Source organism: Kitasatospora sp. MAA19 (assembly GCF_029894125.1).
In the GTDB taxonomy this organism is placed as follows: domain Bacteria; phylum Actinomycetota; class Actinomycetes; order Streptomycetales; family Streptomycetaceae; genus Kitasatospora.
In genome coordinates, this window is sequence record NZ_JARXYZ010000024.1 from 15,771 (window position 1) to 33,599 (window position 17,829).

14 protein-coding genes and 1 riboswitch are annotated in these 17,829 nt (G+C 66.8%); of the genes, 11 read left to right on the forward strand and 3 right to left on the reverse strand.

Annotated features, from left to right (window positions below):
* Positions 1-54 precede the first annotated feature (54 nt).
* Entirely contained in the window at positions 55-915 is an 861-nt protein-coding gene (locus P3T27_RS28945) for a bifunctional 5,10-methylenetetrahydrofolate dehydrogenase/5,10-methenyltetrahydrofolate cyclohydrolase (protein ID WP_280683716.1), read from the reverse strand.
* 21 nt (positions 916-936) lie between these two features.
* Positions 937-1,022: riboswitch (ZMP/ZTP riboswitch) on the reverse strand.
* A 142-nt stretch (positions 1,023-1,164) separates the two neighbouring features.
* Between P3T27_RS28945 and P3T27_RS28950 the strand changes: the two genes are divergently transcribed.
* The 6 genes from P3T27_RS28950 to P3T27_RS28975 all read left to right on the forward strand — a co-directional run bounded on the left by P3T27_RS28950 (position 1,165) and on the right by P3T27_RS28975 (position 6,744).
* On the forward strand, positions 1,165-1,944 hold the full coding sequence (locus P3T27_RS28950; protein WP_280683718.1) for an ISAs1 family transposase: 780 nt from the start codon (positions 1,165-1,167) through the stop codon (positions 1,942-1,944).
* Positions 1,945-2,146: 202 nt separating this feature from the next.
* Positions 2,147-2,431 (forward strand): transposase, encoded by a 285-nt coding sequence (locus tag P3T27_RS28955; RefSeq protein ID WP_280683720.1) that lies wholly within the window; start codon positions 2,147-2,149, stop codon positions 2,429-2,431.
* Between the two features lie 72 nt (positions 2,432-2,503).
* Positions 2,504-2,767, forward strand: a complete 264-nt coding sequence (locus tag P3T27_RS28960; protein ID WP_280683722.1) for a MazG nucleotide pyrophosphohydrolase domain-containing protein — start codon at positions 2,504-2,506, stop codon at positions 2,765-2,767.
* A 30-nt stretch (positions 2,768-2,797) separates the two neighbouring features.
* Positions 2,798-3,586 (forward strand): class I SAM-dependent methyltransferase, encoded by a 789-nt coding sequence (locus P3T27_RS28965; protein WP_280683724.1) that lies wholly within the window; start codon positions 2,798-2,800, stop codon positions 3,584-3,586.
* On the forward strand, positions 3,583-5,868 hold the full coding sequence (locus P3T27_RS28970; RefSeq protein ID WP_280683725.1) for a xanthine dehydrogenase family protein molybdopterin-binding subunit: 2,286 nt from the start codon (positions 3,583-3,585) through the stop codon (positions 5,866-5,868). Before P3T27_RS28965 ends, P3T27_RS28970 begins: the two co-directional genes overlap by 4 nt.
* Before the next feature lie 189 nt (positions 5,869-6,057).
* Positions 6,058-6,744, forward strand: a complete 687-nt coding sequence (locus tag P3T27_RS28975) for an FkbM family methyltransferase (protein WP_280683726.1) — start codon at positions 6,058-6,060, stop codon at positions 6,742-6,744.
* Between the two features lie 156 nt (positions 6,745-6,900).
* Here P3T27_RS28975 and P3T27_RS28980 read toward each other — a convergent pair whose 3' ends face one another.
* Both P3T27_RS28980 and cs1 read right to left on the reverse strand, forming a co-directional pair.
* Entirely contained in the window at positions 6,901-8,769 is a 1,869-nt protein-coding gene (locus P3T27_RS28980; RefSeq protein WP_280683727.1) for a non-ribosomal peptide synthetase, read from the reverse strand.
* 228 nt (positions 8,770-8,997) lie between these two features.
* Positions 8,998-9,990 carry a clavaminate synthase Cs1 gene (gene cs1, locus P3T27_RS28985; RefSeq protein ID WP_280683729.1) on the reverse strand — a complete coding sequence of 331 codons (993 nt, stop codon included), beginning with the start codon at positions 9,988-9,990 and terminating at the stop codon, positions 8,998-9,000.
* A gap of 367 nt (positions 9,991-10,357) precedes the next feature.
* Between cs1 and P3T27_RS28990 the strand changes: the two genes are divergently transcribed.
* From P3T27_RS28990 to P3T27_RS29010, 5 genes are all read left to right on the forward strand, one after another.
* On the forward strand, positions 10,358-11,566 hold the full coding sequence (locus tag P3T27_RS28990; RefSeq protein WP_280683731.1) for a serine hydrolase domain-containing protein: 1,209 nt from the start codon (positions 10,358-10,360) through the stop codon (positions 11,564-11,566).
* 119 nt (positions 11,567-11,685) lie between these two features.
* Complete coding sequence (locus P3T27_RS28995; protein ID WP_280683735.1) at positions 11,686-13,062, forward strand: condensation domain-containing protein; 1,377 nt, start codon at positions 11,686-11,688, stop codon at positions 13,060-13,062.
* Positions 13,063-13,112: 50 nt separating this feature from the next.
* Positions 13,113-14,939: an ABC transporter ATP-binding protein gene (locus P3T27_RS29000; protein WP_280683737.1), complete on the forward strand. Its 1,827-nt coding sequence runs from the start codon at positions 13,113-13,115 to the stop codon at positions 14,937-14,939.
* The gene (locus P3T27_RS29005; RefSeq protein ID WP_280683738.1) at positions 14,936-16,726 is read left to right on the forward strand and encodes an ABC transporter ATP-binding protein; all 1,791 of its coding nucleotides are present in this window, start codon (positions 14,936-14,938) and stop codon (positions 16,724-16,726) included. Before P3T27_RS29000 ends, P3T27_RS29005 begins: the two co-directional genes overlap by 4 nt.
* Positions 16,727-16,853: 127 nt before the next feature.
* Positions 16,854-17,804 (forward strand): Gfo/Idh/MocA family oxidoreductase, encoded by a 951-nt coding sequence (locus P3T27_RS29010; RefSeq protein ID WP_280683740.1) that lies wholly within the window; start codon positions 16,854-16,856, stop codon positions 17,802-17,804.
* Positions 17,805-17,829: the final 25 nt, after the last annotated feature.

The window sequence follows — 17,829 nt, forward strand, 5'->3', positions numbered from 1 at the left end:
AACGCGGGCAGCACCGGCCGTCCGCGCGTCCCAGGCTGACCAGCAGCTCCCAGGTCAGGGCCGGGTGAGCTGACGTGCTGCCGCGTCGACGGTCTGCGCGAGGAGGACAGCGATAGTCATGGGGCCGACACCGCCGGGGACGGGAGTGATCAGGCTCGCCCGGTGCCGGGCGGTCTCGAAGTCGACATCCCCGACATTGCCTGGGTTGTAGCCCGCGTCGACCACCACGGCGCCGGGCTTGATGTCCGCCCCGTCGATGAAGCGCGGCCGGCCGACCGCGGCGACCAGGACGTCGGCCTCGCGCACGATCGTGGGCAGATCGACGGTGCGGGAATGACAGTAGGTCACCGTGGCGTCACGCCCGAGCAGGAGCATGCCGACGGGCTTGCCGAGGATAGGGCTGCGTCCCACCACGACGGCGTGCTTGCCCGTGAGGTCGACGTCGTACTCGTCCAACAGGCGCATGATCCCTCCGGGTGTGCAGGAGACGAAGCCGGGCACGCCGAACCCCATCGCCGCGAAGGAGTGCATCGTGACCCCGTCGACATCCTTCTCGGGGGCGATCGCCTCGAACGCGGCGCGCTCATCGATATGCGCCCCCATCGGGTGCTGGAGCAGGATGCCGTGCACGTCCGGATCCTCGGACAGTGCGGTGACGGTCTCCACCAGGCCGCTGGTACTCACGGCGGCAGGCAGCGGGACGTGTCGCGAGCGGATGCCGGCCTTCGCGCAACGGGCCTGCTTCATCCGGACATACGTGACCGAGGCCGGGTCCTCTCCCACGAGCACGGTCGCCAGACAGGGGGACACCCCCGCGCGCCGACGGATGTTCTCGGCGGCTGCCGCGCTGGTCTCGGTGATTCGGCGGGCGAGATCCGTACCGTCCATCAGCCGCGCCTGCTGCGTCTCCATCACGTACCACTCCTGAGCTCCACAGTGAGGTGCCCAGGCGCACGGCATCGACGAGACGTCAGGCCGCTCCCCGGTGGTACCCCACCTCAGCGCCAGTCACGGCCCAAGCTCACAATACCGGCGACTACCAGCCGATTGGTCCCGTCCACAGATCTTGACAATTGCTCCGCCACGATCCGACGGGTCGTCAACCTGCTCTGTCCCGGCGGCCTGGCCGATCTGACCGGTGCTGATCCCGGTGGTGCGGACTCGGTGGCCGTGGATGGCAAGGCCGCCCGTGGCTCCCGGCTCGGCCAGACTCCCGCCGCCCACCTGCTGGCCGCGATGACCAGCGACGGCCGGACCATCACCCAGCTGCGGGTTCCCGACAAGACCAACGAAATCACCTGCTTCGCGGCTCTGCTGGAGCCCTACGACCTGACCGGGGTCACCGTAACCGCCGACGCCCTGCACACCGAACGCGCCCATGCGCGGTTCCTGGTGGAGGAGAAGAAGGCCCACTACCTGTTGGTGGTCAAGGCCAACCAGCCCGAGTTGCACCGCCGACTGCGGTCACTGCCGTGGAAGGACGTCACGGGGAGGCGCTACGACCGCGAGATCGCCCACGGTCGCAAGGAGACCCGCGTGACCAGGGCCCTCACCGTCACCGGTCTCGGCCTGGACTTCCCCCACGCCGTCCAGGCCGTGCGCATCCTGCGACACCGCACCGACCTCAAGGACGGCACGGTGAGCCGCCAGACCGTCTATGCGATCACCGACCTGACCTCACAAGAAGCCTCACCCCAGCGCCTGGGCCGGCTCGCCAGGTCGCAGTGGACCATCGAGAACCGGCTGCACTTCGTCCGCGACACCACCTTCGGCGAGGACGCCTCGAAGATCCGCACCGGCCACGGACCCGAGAACATGGCGACCCTCCGCAACTTGGCGATCAACACGCTGCGGCAGCACGGATACCGCAACATCGCTGCCGGCCTCCGCCACGTCTCCTACGAGCCCTTCAATAGGTCGCTGGACCTCTTGGGTATTGCCTGACCAGCCGGTTTACATGATCACCGGGACTTTGAAACACCCCTGGCCGGGGTCAGCCCTCCACCGGCAGGCGAACGCTACGGCTTCACCCATCCGAGCGACATCACGAATTCAACTTCAGTAGCCGTTGTCGTACCGATCAGAGCGCTTGTCGATCGAACGGGAGTCTCGATCGGGTGATTACCCGCCAGTAGAAACACCGGTAATGCTGGACGCAATCCGCTACCTGGTGGACAACGGCATCAAGTGGTCGGCGATGCCCGCGGACTTCCCGCAAGGGGACCGGGTGTACGCGTTCCTCCGCCGCTGGCGCGACCGGGACCTGGCCAAGTCACCCCTTGTGCCTCGCCGCCTGCGGAGATCCGGACGTCCGGGGCGTTCGTGCTCCATGACGGAAGCGATCGGGCCGCCGGCGCCGCGGCGTGTCAAGCGGGCGGATTCGCGTCGCCGGGGCGAGCTGGACGGTGCCGCATGGCCGAAGAGCCACTAGGTACGGCGCCGGCCCAGTAGGAGAATTGACTCGCATTCCGATGAAGATTCACACCGGCTCCGGGAGAAATACATGGACATCAGTTCCCTCCAGCGACTTGTCTGGGACAACAAGGTGCTGAAGGGCTACAACACCACCGACGTGCCACTGGAGTTCTGCATGCTCCAGGAGAAGGCGGCGGCGGCCTTCACCGCCTGGCGGAATGGCAACGAGATCCTCGGGGAGGAATTGGCCGACGTCGTGCTCTACGTGGCGAGCATCGCCGAGATGACCGGCCTCGATCTGCAGCACGCGGTCAAGGTGAAGACCGACAAGAACGCGGCCCGCGCTGACTGATGAATGCGGGCGCCGAGAAGGTGAAAGGTGATGACCATGGCCCGGAGCGGAACACGAGGACTGTCCTTCGGCGAGATCGCCGACCGTTACGATCGCTTTCGGCCCAGCGTGCCGTCGGCGGCTCTGGACTGGCTCCTCCCGGACGGGTGCGAGACGGTGGTCGACCTCGCTGCTGGCACCGGCGCGTTGACCCGGGGCCTGGCGGACCGGGTGCGGCACGTCATCGCCGTCGAGCCCGACCCGCGGATGCGCGAGACCCTCGCCCGTACCTGCCCGCACGCGCTGTCGCTGCCGGGAACCGGCGAGCAGATGCCCCTGGCCGACAGCCAGGCCGACGCGGTACTGATTTCCATGGCCTGGCACTGGATGGACCCGGACCGCGCCATCCCGGAGATCGCGCGGGTGCTCCGCGGAGGCGGTACGTTCGGCGTCCTGTGGAACCACCGGGACCTGTCCGTCCCATGGGTCGCGGAGCTCGACCGCTTCACCCGCGCACTGCGGGCCCGCGAGAGCGGCCGAGGTGTCACCGCTCCAGCGCCGACCCGTGACGTCATGGACCCGCCGACCGGGTCCCTGTTCAGTCCTCTCGAGGAACTGCGCCTCACCTGGTCGATGACCGTGACCGTCGAGGAGATCGTCGGGCACCTGGGCACCGACGTCAGCGCGGTCGCGCTGTCGGCTGAAGCCCGGCACGCCGTGGACGAGCAGGTAGCCCGATACGCCCGCGACGAGCTGGGCCTGTCCGGCGACCGGACGGTCGAACTGCCGATGGCATGCCGTTGCCTGCGCACCACCAGGAACCCGGACAGCGCACCGTGAGCGTCTTCGGTACCCGGGTAAAGCGGGTAGAGGACCTGCGCCTGCTCACCTCGGGGGGCGTCTACGTCGACGACCTGCGGGTACCCGAGCTCATCGGGGCGGCGCACGTGACCTTCGTGCGTTCCCCGGTCGCGCATGCGATCATCACCAGCATCGACACGTCCCAGGCGAAGGCCCACCCTGGCGTAGTGGCCGTCTACACGGCCGCAGACTTGACCGACCTCCCAGCAGCACAGCCTTTCCGGGAGTCGGAGCGAGGCGACGGGTTCTTCGCCGAGCCCCTGCTCGCCGGAGAGAAGGTCCGATTCGTGGGCGAGCCCGTCGCGGTCGTGCTCACCGACGAGCTGCACGTCGGCCGGGACGCCGCGGAGCTCGTCGACGTGCGCTACGAGCAGATCCCCGCCGTCGTCGGCCCCGCTCTGGCTCTCCTCGACGACATACTCCTGTTCGAGGAGGCCGGGACCAACCTCGCCGACGAGCGGGACCGCGACACCTATGACGACGCCGTCTTCGCGGACGCGGAGGTGGTCGTCGAGCGGGACATCGTGAACCACCGCGTGGCCTGCGTCCCGATGGAGTGTCGTGCCACTGCGGCCGCCTTCGACGGCTCGAGGCTCACCGTGTGGCACAGCAGCCAGAACGCTCAACGCTGCCGGAGCACCCTCGCCGTGTCCCTGGGCATCTCGCCGGCCGCGATCCGAGTGATCGTCCCCGACGTCGGCGGCGGGTTCGGTGCGAAGATCGGCATCGACCGGGACGCGATCGTCGTCGCCTGGGCCGCGTGGAAGTCGGGAACCGCGGTGCGGTGGGCGGAGAGCCGCGCCGAGAACCTCGTCGCCATGACCCAGGGCCGCGCCCAGCTCAACCGCGTCAAGCTCGGCGGCAAGCGCGACGGCACGATCACGGCCTACCGCCTCGACGTCGTCCAGGACGCGGGTGCCTACCCGCGCACCAGCACCCTCGCCCCCGTGACCTGCAAGATGGCCCCCGGCGTGTACAACATCCCCTGCGTGCAGGCCGGTTTCCGTTATGTCGTCACGAACACGACCCCCGTCAACAAGTACCGCGGCGCGGGTCGACCGGAGGCCACGGCCGCCATCGAGCGAGCTGTGGACCTGTTCGCTCTCGAGATCGGCATGGATCCGGCCGAGGTGCGCCGCCGCAACGTCATCGCCGCTGACGCGTTCCCGTTCCACACCAGAACCGGGGCCCGCTACGACTCCGGTGCGTACGAGGCGGCCCTCGACAGGGTCCTCGAGGCCGCCGACTACCCGGGGCTCAGAGCCGAGCAGGCCGCCCGCAGGGACAACGGCTGCGTGAAACTGCTCGGCATCGGCATCTCCGTCTACGTGGAGATGACCGGTGGCGGTGGTGAGACCGCCAAAGTGACCGTGGACAGCAGGGGGCGGGCAACGGTGCTGACCGGCAGCTCGGCGCAGGGTCAGGGCCATCACACCGCCTGGTCGATGCTGGTCGAGGCCGAGCTCGGCATCCCGATCGACCAGATCACCGTCGTGCACGGGGATACCGACCTCATCCCGAAGGCCGTTGGCACCTACTCCAGCCGGTCGCTGCAACTCGGCGGTACCGCGGTCCACATGGCCGCCTCCGAGGTCAGGAACCAGGCCCAGCGGCACGCCGCCGGCCTCCTCGGAGCCTGCGTGACCGACGTCGCCCTCGACATCGGTTCCGGCACCTGGCACGTGGCAGGCAACCCCAGCCGGTCCCTGAGCTGGGCCCAGGTCGTCGAGCAAGTCGGGACGGATGGCATCAGTGCCGATGTCGAGTTCGACTCGGACCATCCGACGTTTCCGTTCGGTGCGCACCTCTCGGTCGTCGAGGTCGACACCGAGACGGGGACGACCACGGTGCTCCGCCACGTGACCGTGGACGACGCGGGGCCGGTCCTCAATCCGGTCCTCGCCGAAGGCCAGCGCCACGGAGGCATCGCGCAAGGGATCTCCCAGGCGCTGTTCGAGGAGGTGCGGTACGACGATGACGGCAACCCACTCAACGCGACGCTTGTGCACTACTGGCCCGTCACCGCCGCCGACCTGCCCGGCTTCGAACTGGAAACCGGCGAGACCCCCACGGACGTGAATCCGCTCGGCGTCAAGGGCATCGGCGAATCGGGAACGATCGGTTCCACTCCCGCGGTGCAGAACGCGGTCATCGACGCGGTCGCCCACCTCCGTGTCCGGCACATCGACATGCCGCTGACACCAAGCCGGGTCTGGGCGGCGATCAGGGAAGCAGGCGTCGAGCACCGGGTTCAGCGTTGAACACCGGGTTCAGCTTGAACGGCGAACAGATCACTGACGGGTCCCGACGAGCGCACCGATGATCCGTCGATCTCCACACCGGCCATGGGCGGTACCGCGCCCACCAATCCTCAAGCCGAGAGCGAGGCTGTCATGGTGCGTCCCCTACCACGCGGTGTACAGGACCTTCCGCCCCACACCGAGAACCTGATGACGTCAAAGGAAAGGCGACGCATCCTCCTCCGGGACATCGATGTGGTCATCGACGGCGGTGCGAATGGCGGTCAGTACGCGAGGTGGATGCGCCACTGCGGCTTTCGCGGGGAGATCCTCTCGTTCGAGCCGGCGTCCGCGACGTTCGACGTGCTGTCCGAAGCTGCCCGGTCGGACGACAACTGGCACTGCCACAACGTGGCACTCGGGCCGGAAGACGGCCAAGTCCTGTTGCACCTGACGCGTACGTCGCTCGGCTCGTCGGTCTTCAGCCGGACCGGTCTGCACTCCCGCATGTGGCCCGACGACGTCGACGCCGGTACGGAACTGGTCCCGATGCGATCGCTGCGCTCCCTCTGGCATGAGCTGGGCTGCGAAGGGCGCCGGGTGTACCTGAAGCTGGACGTGGAGGGCGCTGAGCTGTCCGTCCTCGAGGGTGCGGGGCCGATCCTCGACCGCATCGCGCTGCTGGAACTCGAACTGTCGTTGGCCGACATGCACGAGGACGCGCCCGCGTTCCCCGACGTGTTGAACTTTCTGACCGCACGCGGCTTCTCGGTGGTCGCCCTGGAGCAGAACCACAAGGGCGACGAAGCAACCGGTCATATGCTGATGATCGACGGCATCTTCCGGCGTGGAGAGCTGACGGCTTCTCAGCGAAGCGATCCGGGCGAATTGACGTGAACCTCCCATGTGCCTGGAAGGACAGGTCCCACCATGAGGTCCTGTCCCCAAGCTACTCAGCCGAAGTGGTGGCGGGCCCCACCGCTGTGGCCACCGCGAGAGCAGGGTGCTCGTCGGGTCGCCAGGCCTGCTCGACGCCCGGGTGACCTGCCCGACTCATAGCCGGACCCCTGCCTCCTCGGCTATTTCGGCTGAACGGGCCACTGTGTCACCGTCCATGAGGATGCGAGGGACGATCGCATCGCCGTACTCGAGGCCGAGCAGTTCCGTCAAAACGAACGTGATCTCCACGGCACTCAGTGAGTCTCCCCCCAGGTCATGAAAGTCATCGTGCACTCCCACCTCGTCCAGGTCCAGGACGTGTGCCCAGGTATTCGCGATCAGCTCCTCGATCGGCCCTCTCGGCTCCTGGAAGGCCACCTCGAGGGCCGGCCGGGCACGTCCTGGCGGGTCAAGCCGATGCACGTCAACCTTCCCGTGCCTGCTCAAGGGCATGGAGTCGAGCAGAACGAACTTCGAGGGAATGGAGCGGGCCGGCAGTAGCCGTGTCAGATGCTCGTGGAGTGCACTCACGGGGTTGCCCATCTCATGCTGGTTGTCGACCACGACGTACGCGACCAGCACCGTGCGGCCACTTCCGGACGCATGGGCCTTCACGTAGGCGTCGAGGACCCTCTCGTGGTCGCGCAGCGCCTGGATGATCTCGCCGGGCTCAACTCGCTGGCCACGGATCTTGAGCTGATCATCGGCACGGCCGCAGTACTCGATCTGCCCGTCAGGCGTGTATCGGCCCAGGTCCCCGGTACGGAACGTCCTCCAGCCTTCGGGCGCATCGAGGTGGATCAGATTGAAGCGGGCCGCCTCCTCCTCGTCGGCTCCCAGGTACCCGACCGCAACGCCTGCGCCCTGTATGTGTATCTCACCCGGTTCGCCAATCGGGCACACGAAGCCGTCCCCATCCAGGACGTAGAGTCGAGTGTTGGTGATCGGACGCCCGATGGGAACCGGCTGCCGCGGGGCCGCACTCGCGGGATAGTGCGTGACATCGATCGCAGCTTCGGTGGGTCCGTACAGATTGTGGAGCTCCGCTGCGGACTGTCGGCTGAATTCCTCGACGAGCGCGCTGTCCAGGGCCTCTCCGCTGGAGAACACCATGCGCAGGCTCGGGCAGCGGCGAGCGCCTTCGGCCCGGAGCCACATGCGCAGCATGGAGGGTACGAAGTGGGCGACCGTCACTTGATGTTCGTTGAAGAGCGAGATCAAGGCCTCGGGTGAGGCGTGTTCACCGGGCGGTACGATGACGGTTGCCGCGCCGGCGTACTGGGGCCAGAACATCTCCCAACCGGCGACATCGAAGGTGACGGGCGTCTTGAGAGCAACCCGGTCGCGGGGCCCGAGCGGGAAGGTCTCCTGCATCCAGCGGAGCCGATTGGCGAAGCCGGCACGACTGCAGATGACGCCCTTGGGCCGACCGGTCGAACCCGAGGTGAAGATGACCTGGGCGGCAAGGCACATTCCGCCAGTTGCGGGTTCGAAGTCCGGCTTGACACAGGCCTCTGAACTGATTGCGAAGGAGTGCGGGAAGATGTCCTGACTCGTGTCGTCGACCGCCAGGACGGCTGCTGCCCCGCTCGTCCCGACAACGGACGACTGCCACGGTGCGGGATCGGCTGGGCTGATGGGGCAGTAGGCAGCCCCGGTCAGCGCCACGGCATGGACAGCCATGATGAGTTCCGGCGAGCGGTCGACCGCGACGCCGAATACCTGTTCCTCGAGCATCCCGGGTGGTGGGAAATTCACGGCAAGGCAGTGCGCCAGGCCGAAGACTCGCTCACCCAGTTCGGCGTACGTCCACGAGCGAGTGCCATCTATCACCGCAACGCGATCACCGCTGTGTCGATAGTGGCCCCGTAGGCGCTGCTCGATCTCGTCGTCGGGGACGGGCCGCACCTCCCCCTGGAGTAGTTCGATGACCTCGCGGTCAGCATCGGAGCACCGGCTCCATGGATCGATTTGTGACGACACGGCACTTCTCTCTTCGAACAGGTGCCACGGTGGGCCTGGGCAGCATTGACGACTGGCCGCTCATGAGGGTTGTCCCACAGGCTCTGCCATCACCACGCTGCCTCCGAGAAGTCCTGCGACCGCCGACGCGGCGAGGAGGACTCCGCTCCGGCCACCAGGCACGATTCAACATCACTGGTCAACTGGAACGCTGCTGTAGTGCCGGTTGTCGCCCCGGCGTCTGGCGCTTTACCGGCGGGGAATGAAGTCGACCACGTCTCCGGCCCGTTCGCCGCCGGTGAGCTGGCCGTTGCGGCTGGTGCGGACGTAGGCGCGGTGGAGCCAACGGTCCTTGCCGTCCCAACGCGCCTCAAACGGTGTGCGTGCGTGGGCGGTTCGCAGGTTGTCGATGACCAGCAGGTCGCCGGCGCCCAGGTGGACCGCTTCGGCCGTGCTGTCGAGCGCGTCGGCCAGCGCTTCCAGTGCCGCCTTGTCGGCCTGGTCCTCGGCTGTCAGGACGGAGCGGTCGTACCCGAGGTATGGATCGTCCCTGTCGCCGTACAGCGGCTTGACGTAGGTCATGGCATTCGGATCCTCGATCTGGTCGCGGAAGCCGATTCCGACGGGGCGGCGGAGCTTGCGGTCGAACAGGTGATCCTTCACCTCATCGCTGAGCAGGGGCAAGGCCTTGCGGATCGAGCCGATGAGGGTCGCGGCCTTGCCCTCGTGGTCGCCTCGGGAGCAGGCGAGCACGATGTAGCTCGGCTGGAGCGCGTGGTGGGACAGGTCCGAGTGGAATTCGAGCTGGATCGTGGAGGTCTCGCCCGAGAGGGGGTGGGCCTGTGGGGTGGGGTACAGCTCATGGAGGACCGTGCGCGAGCGGCGGTTGCCGTATCCCTGGTCGTAGGCGGTGTGGAGTCCGAGTCGGCGTCCGGCGATGGCGAGCATCGCCTCCATGTTCAGGAGCTGACGGTCCTCTGGCGTGGGTGTCGAGCGGGGTGTCGGCGCCAGTTCGTCGTCCGGCTCAACCGGAAGGCCCTTCAGGAGAAGGTAGCCGTGCTGATTGCCTTCGGTGTTGAACTCGTCCAAGGCTGTGGCGATTTCTTCCGGGAGCTTGTCTGCCTGTACATTCGCCGCCTCCAGGAAGGCGTAGACGTCCGCGCGCGGAACCCTCGGGAGGGCGGAGGCGAGGGCGAGGAGTCGCTCCTGGTGCGAAGTGCAGTCAATAACCGGAGTCTTCAAGGCCCGATGCTCCCTTGTCCGCAGGCAAAAGCTGTCGAGAAACGGATGATCCCGGCTGATCGGAGACGCTGTCGACCGGCTCTTCGACCCTGGAGCACCGGCCACTTGTGGAACGCGCCGATACCCTCATAGCCTGAGAAAAGCCCCCGCTGTTGCATCTGACTGGGCATTGAACGCTGCCATGTCATGGCCTGAGGGACGCACCGGGCCGGGCTCGACGCCGTGATTCCGCTGGCGATCTCCAGGTGATGCCGAGCGCAGGCGGAGCGCGTGGAACGGGTCGGTCTGCACTCGGCTCGGCGACTGAAGCGGATCGGGTCTGCGGCGCGGACGGCGTGACGGCGGCGGCGATGAGAAGGAGGAAAGAGTGACCACAGGCGGCTTCTCATCCAAACGGCTGGCCCGCGTGCGGGACGTGCTCGAGCGCTACGTCGACGCCGGCCACGGCTCGGGGGTGGTTGCCGTCCTTGCCCGGCGCGGTGAGGTCCACATCGAGGCAAGGGGCCATCTGGCCTTCGAAGGTGCAGGCTCGAGGAAAGTGATGGCAGCTGACACGATCTGCCGCATCGCATCGATGACGAAGCCGGTCGTCGCCGCCTGCGCGATGACGCTCGTCGAAGACGGCACGCTGCGCCTCGACGACCCCGTCGACGCGCACCTCCCGGAACTGGCGGACATGAAGGTGCTCGCTGATCCGAGCGGGCCACTGAATGACACCGTCCCGGCGGAGCGCCCGATAACCCTGCGGGATCTGCTCACCTGCCGCCTCGGCACCGGCGTGGTTGTCACCGGCACGGCAATCGCCCAGCCGGGGACGGTGCCGATCTCGGATGCGCTCGATGCGCTCGGGCACACGCAGGTCCCGGGCGATCCCGAACCGTCGCTGGACGAGTGGATTCGCCGGCTCGGCGAGCTACCGCTCGTCTACCAGCCGGGTGAGCGGTTCATGTACAACGCCGGCCCCACGGTGACGGGCCTGCTCATTGCTCGCGCCACCGGCATGTCCCTGGGGGATGCCCTGCGCGAACGGCTCTGCGAGCCCCTCGGGATGAAGGACACCGTCTTCACCGTGGCCGGCGAGAGCGCCGGCCGCCTGGCGACCGCGTACCAGCCCGACGGAGTCACCGGCGCGCTCGTCGTCGAAGACGGTCCCGACGGGCGCTGGAGACGGCCGCCGACGTTCAAGGCGCCCGCCAGCGGGCTCCTGTCGACCGGCGACGACTACCTTGCCTTCGCCTCGGCCCTGCTCCATGGCGAGCGAGTGCTCTCGCGGCCATCGGTAGCACTGATGACGAGCAACCACCTGACGCTGACACAGAAAGCGCTCTCCAGATTCGTGCCGGGGTCGTTCTTCAAGGAATACGGCTGGGGTTTCGGGATGTCGGTCCGCACTAGGTCGGCGCGCCTCGGCCCCTCCGCTGGGAGCTACGGATGGTACGGGAAGTACGGCAGCACCTGGATCAACGACCCCGTCGCGGACATGACGACGATCCTCATCCTCCAGCGGACGGAGTGGAGGGGCCTGCCGATCTCCCTTGAGTTCTGGAGGGCCGCCTACCAGGCGATCGACGACTGACGTTCATGCGTCAGGACCGCCTATCGGTCGCGTTCGACACGTGGGGCGGCTTATTTACGCCTTGGCAAGCGATAATGAATCGGGTGTCGGCTAGTAGAAGAGCGATACGGGGAGGCCCTGTGGCGATTCATGAAGTTCGATTCACTGGCGGTCGAACCGGCGATGCCCCCCTGACCTGGGGGCAGAAATGCATATGGGCCGAGGCGAAGTGGTTTGCTCCCGAGCATGTTCAGTTCAATATGCGTCAGATCATCGACATTCCAGAACCAACAAGCTTGGCCGACGTCTTGGTCGGCCTGCAAGTACTCCTGCAGCGCCGGGAGCCTCTGCGCACAATTTACCCGATTTCCGCCGCGGGTGAGCCGTATCAGCATGTTCCGGCGGAGGGGAGCATCGAGGTCGCAGAGTACTCCGTGCCGGCCGGCGAGGCGGGCTCCGTGGCCGTCGATCTTGCGGCCGAATTCCAGCGCAAGCCTTTCGTGCTGGATGACTTTCCATTTCGGGCCGCAATCGTCACGAGTGACGGGCGGCCTCGATATCTTGTGATAGCCGTCTTTCACATGGCGGCGGACGGTTGGGACATGCAGAACATTGCGAGAGAAACGGAACGGCTTCTCGCGGCGCCCGCAATGGCAGTTGACTCGACTCCCCTTTCGTCTAGAATGCATCCCCTGGACTATGCAGAACATGAGCGGGGCGCCGCGGGCCGGATGGTATCCGAAAGATCCATGCGGTACTGGAGGCGGCAGCTTGTGGATGCTCCGGTTGATATGTTCCGGGGGCGAGCACTCGCTCCGGAGCCTTCTCGATTTGTGGAGGTGTACATTGAGTCGGAAGCCCTGGCCGTAGCCCTCTATTTTCTGTCGCGCGAGCTTCGCGCCAGTCAGGAGACAGTTTTTCTGGCCATAGCCGCTGCGCTGCTCGCTGGGATAGGTGGAGAAAAGAAGGCATTCTTCCTGGCGTGGTGCCACAACCGTATCACCCCAGCAGAAATGAATGCCACCGGGTCCGTTGCCCAGGATTCTCCAATAACGATCGATGTCACTTCCGCAGACCTTCGGGAATTGGTGAGACGCACTTGGTGCGCCGCCGTTCCGGCATACGCCGCAGCCAAACATGATCCAGCTCAAGTAGCGGTTGCCGTCGCACAGATCGAGCAGGAGCGGGAGAGGAGTGTGGATCTTTCGTGCAACATCAATGTCATGCCGCTCGAAACTTCTGGGATCGAACCCCAGATTGCTGGGCTGGACTCGCGGGCAGCGTTGGACCTCATCAGTTCGATCCGCGCAGATACCCGGATCATTCGCGTGCTCGGGACGTCGCAAGACCGGATCGGTCGAAGGTTCTACCTCAGGGCGCATGGCAGTCGCAAGAAAGTCATGACGTTCCTGCGCGCAGACACGGCCGTACTCTCAAGGAGTGAGATCATTTCATTCCTCCGGGACATCGAGGAGTCGAGCGTGCGGGAATTGGCTTGCCTCCTGGCCGGGCGCTGACGAGCGCAGCGCTCCGAATCGGGGTGGCGCCGAGGTCGAAAGGATACCGAATGGGAAACACGCCTCGTCTGCTTGGGTTGCTGTGGTCGGCAGGAAAGGGAATCGCGGCTGCCGTCACCGTGATGCGGCTGACCCAAAGGATGATTCCGGCAGCCACTGCCATGGTGGTGGGATTGCTCATGAGCCGGCTTACGGTGCACGGTACCAAGTCCTTCAGCACCATGCTGGTGCCGCTGGCCGCGTTCGGTGCGGTGCTGTTCGTGAGTCATGCGGCGGAGACATTCGTCGAACCCTTGGCCTATCTGACGCAGCAGCGGATCGACGGGGCACATCGCGTGGCCGTGACCCGCTTGGTGGCGAGCAGTCCGACTGTTGACGTCCTGGAGCGCCCCGAGGCACAGCAGCTGATTCGGCAGGCCAAGGCCGACCCTGACGATTACACGCAACGCACGCCGGGGCAGGCCGCCCTGGCGGAGCTTGATCAGGCGGCGGATGCCGCAGGAGCCGCCGCAGCCTGCCTGGTAGTCGCTCAGTTCTCCTGGTGGCTGGTGCCGTTGCTGTTGATTCCCTCGCTGGCCTGTGTCCGGCTGCGCTACCGCCAACGGTTGGAGTCCGTCATGCTCTGGCGGGCCCAGCTCGGTGAGCTTCTGAGGGCAGACCGCTGGCAGGAAATGCTGACCTCGGGGGGAGTGGGCAAGGACCTGCGGGTCTTCGGATTCGGCGACTGGGCGGTGCGGAGGCTCTCGCGGCTTCACGTGGCCCGCAGCGAGCCCATGTTCGCCTTGTGGAAACGCCACATCCGTGGTCAGCTGTGGATTCCCCTACTGGTGGCACCCTCCTTGCTGCTCGCGATCACGGCCGTGGCGGCGGGAACAGTGAACGGACATGGCTCGATCGCAACGGAGACTGCGGTGTTGGCGGCTGGAGCGTCGTTGTTCACGATGTTCGGGTCGGGAGACAGCGCCCTGACCCGGCTGTCCGGGCTCGAGGCCCTCACGGCATATGACGAGTTGGCCGGGCTCTTCGGGAAGCACACCCGGCACCCGCTTCCCGCGGCCCCGGCCCGTACCCGGTCCTACAGTCCTGTCCGTTTCGAGCAAGTCGGTTTCACCTACCCGGGGACGACACATGCCGTGCTCGACGGACTCGACCTGGAGATCCGCTCCGGCGAGCTGCTCGCCATCGTCGGCCTCAACGGGGCAGGCAAGTCAACTCTCATCAAACTGCTCGCCGGACTGTACGACCCGACCAGCGGGCGCATCCTCGTCGGCGAGGGCCAGGACCTGTCCGAGCTGGGAGCCGAAGCATGGCGGGAGCGGATATCCGTCGTCTTCCAGGATTTCGTCAAGTACCAGCTGTCAGCAGCGGACAACGTCACTCTCGGCCGGCCCGGTGTACCGGATCCGGCCGTATTGGAGGCGGCGGCCCAGGATGCGGGACTGCAACCGGTTCTTGATCGCCTTCCCGACGGCTGGGAGACGCCGCTGGCACGCTCGCGCACGGGCGGCGTGGATTTGTCCGGTGGCCAGTGGCAGCAGGTCGTGCTGACCCGGGCGCTGTACGCGTTGCGTACGGGCGCGGAGCTGCTCGTCCTCGACGAGCCGACCGCCCACCTGGACGTCCGCACCGAGTTCGAAGTCTTCCGGCGGCTGGCCGAACAGCGCAACGCGGCCGGTGTCGTGCTGATCTCCCACCGTCTGTCCACGGTGCGACAGGCTGACCGGATCGTGCTGCTCGACGGCGGCCGGATCACTGAATCCGGCAGCCACGACGAGCTGGTCGCACTTGGCGGCAGCTACGCCAGGATGTTCGCGATCCAGGCGGAGCGCTTCCAACACGGCCACCGGCACGCGATCGAGGAAGACGAACTGTTGTGAGGCGCTACCTGGCCTTGTGGTACGAGCTGCTGAGGATCTCGTGGCGGCGGGCTCCGGCCGCGACGGCTGCGATGATCGGTGTCTGCGCACTGACCATCGCAGCCGCCGCCGGGATCGCCCTGTCGCTGCGTGCGGTGATCGACGCCAGCGCCCACGGCACGCTGGGCACGGCCGTGGCGGCGGCCTGCGTCGCGGCCGTCTGTTACGGCGTGACCGTGACGCTCCAGCAGACGACGTGGGACCTGTTCCAACTGCTGTTGGACAAGACGAACGGGGAGTTGCGTCCGCAGATCCACGGTTGGATCGCCGGGATCGAGGGCCTGGACCACATGGAGCGCACCGACTTCCTGGACAGGTTGGAGGGAGCGCGTGACCACAGCTGGCAGATCTGCATGAGCCCATGGCAGTTGGTCATGGCCGTCCGCTCCGGGCTACAGCTGGGCCTCATGCTCCTCATCCTGGGCGCCGTGAGCCCTTGGCTGCTGTTCCTCCTCCTCTTTGCCGCGGTCCCGCTGTGGTTTGACCACCGCGGGAAGCAAGCCGTGCTGGATGCCGAGACGGCGACCGCCGAGGCTTTCCGGCTACAGCGCCACCTCTTCCAACTCGGCACCCGCGCCGACAGCGGCAAGGACATCCGCGTAGCGGGCGCCGGCGAGGAACTCGTCCGCAGGCAGGCTGCAGCCTGGGACGAGGTGGCGCACCTGCGCTACCGGGCCCGGATGCGTGCTGCGGGGAGCAAGTTCGGCGGCTGGGCGGTCTTCGCCTGCGGGTACGTCGGAACGCTCGCTCTTGTCGCCTACCAGGCAGCGCATGGCCGAGGCACCGCGGGCGATGTGGTGATGGCCGTAACCGTTGCGTCCGGCCTGCGGCAGACTGTGCAGCAGGTGGTTGGTCGCACGGAGAGCACGCTTGCGACAAGGACGGCCATCGAGTCGTACTTCTGGCTGAGGGCGTACGCCGCCGCCGAGACGGCCCGTACGGTCGGCACCATTCCCGCCCCCAGCCGGCTGGACCAAGGTATCGCCTTCGAGCACGTCTCCTACAGCTACCCCGGCACCGACCGCCTGGCCCTCGATGATGTCAGCGTCCGCATTCCAGCGGGGACAGTGGTCGCGATCGTCGGTGAGTACGGATCGGGCAAGACCACCCTGGTAAAGCTCCTCGCCAAGTTCTACCGGCCGGACGAGGGCCGGATCACCGTCGACGGCACGGACCTCGCCGACCTCGACACCGCTGACTGGCGCTCGCACATCAGCGCCGCGTTCCAGGACTTCGGACGCCTGGAGACGACGTTCGCCGAGGGCGTCGGTCTCGGCGACCTGCCGCACCTGACCGACCACGAGCGCATCGCACGCGCGGTGCGGGAGGCCGACGCCACGGACATCGTGAAGTGCCTGCCACAGGGCATGGACACCCAACTCGGGCGCGAGCTCGGCGGCGTCGATCTCTCCGAGGGGCAGTGGCAGAGGGTCGCGCTCGCGCGTGCCGTCATGCGGGGCGAGCCACTGCTCTTCGTGCTGGACGAGCCCACGGCCTCCCTCGACGCCCCCAGCGAGCATGCCATCTTCGAGCGCCAGATGGGACGCGCACGTCAACTCGCCAAGAGCACCGGGGCGGTTACCGTGATTGTCTCGCACCGTTTCTCCACAGTGACCGGCGCCGACCTGATCCTCGTCCTCGACCGGGGCCGACTGGTCGAGTCCGGCACCCACGCCGAGCTGAGCGCCCTCAACGGAGGCCGCTACGCCGACCTGTACGGAATCCAAGCGGCTGCTTACAGCACCTGAGGACGACGTGGAACGAAGGCCGTTCGTCCGCAGGCAAGAGGAATGTCGCCGCCGCTCGACGCGGGAGCTGGGCTTCCGTCCCAACCCGACATATTTACGTCCGAGTTGACCATCGACCCGAGGGGCCATGAACCTACTCCTGATCGGTATGTCGAGATTCGCCCAGCGGCGGGTCCTGCCGGCTGTGGCCGCGCTGGAGCGGATCGACAGGCTGGACATCGCTAGTGCGCACGCCCGTGCGCAGGACGTCCGACATCTGCCGAAGTTCGGCCTCCTGCATAGTGACTGGCGCGAGGCCTTGGAGCGGAATCGCCCCGGGCTGGTCTACGTCTCCACGACCAACAGCGAGCATGCGACGGTTGTGCGCCATGCGTTGGATACCGGAAACCATGTGGTCGTCGACAAGCCAGGACTGCTGAGCCTGGCGGTGGTTGAGGAAGTCCTCACGGTGGCCCGATCATCTGGCCTCGTCGTGGCGGAAGCCGTCTGCTACAGCTTCCATCCCGTATTTGAAGCCGTCAGGTCGGTGTTCGACGAGCTGGGTACGGAGGGCATGACCGCGGCAGCGGTGTTCACACCACCGGTTCCGCCGGGCGACTTCCGGTACGACCGACGGAAGGGTGGCGGGGCCCTGATGGACACCGGGCCGTACTTCGCCTCGTTGGGCCGAGTGCTGTGGGGAGTGGAACCGGAGCGGCTGAGCGTCGTCGTGGGGAATCGCTCCGCCGACGGTCTGGACACCTCGTACAGTGTGCTCGCGGGCTACCCCGGCGGCAGGGCGGTGACTGGGCACTTCGGCTTCACCACGCTGTACCAGAACTGCCTCCGCTTGGCTGGCCCCGGTTTCACCGCCGGGATCGAGCGCGCCTTCTCCATTCCCCCTGACATGACGGCGGAGCTGGAGGTCACGTTCGGCGAGCAGCACGAGGTGCGGCGAATCAACCGCTCGGACAGCCTGGAGATCTTCCTGTCATGGGTTCTGGGAGCCATCGACGCCGGTTCGAGGGAATTCGACGATCCACTGATCAGCGACGCCCGGACGCTCGACCGCCTGGTCCGGGCTGCCGCACTACCGTAGCTCCCCGTCGGGTTCCGCCGACGGC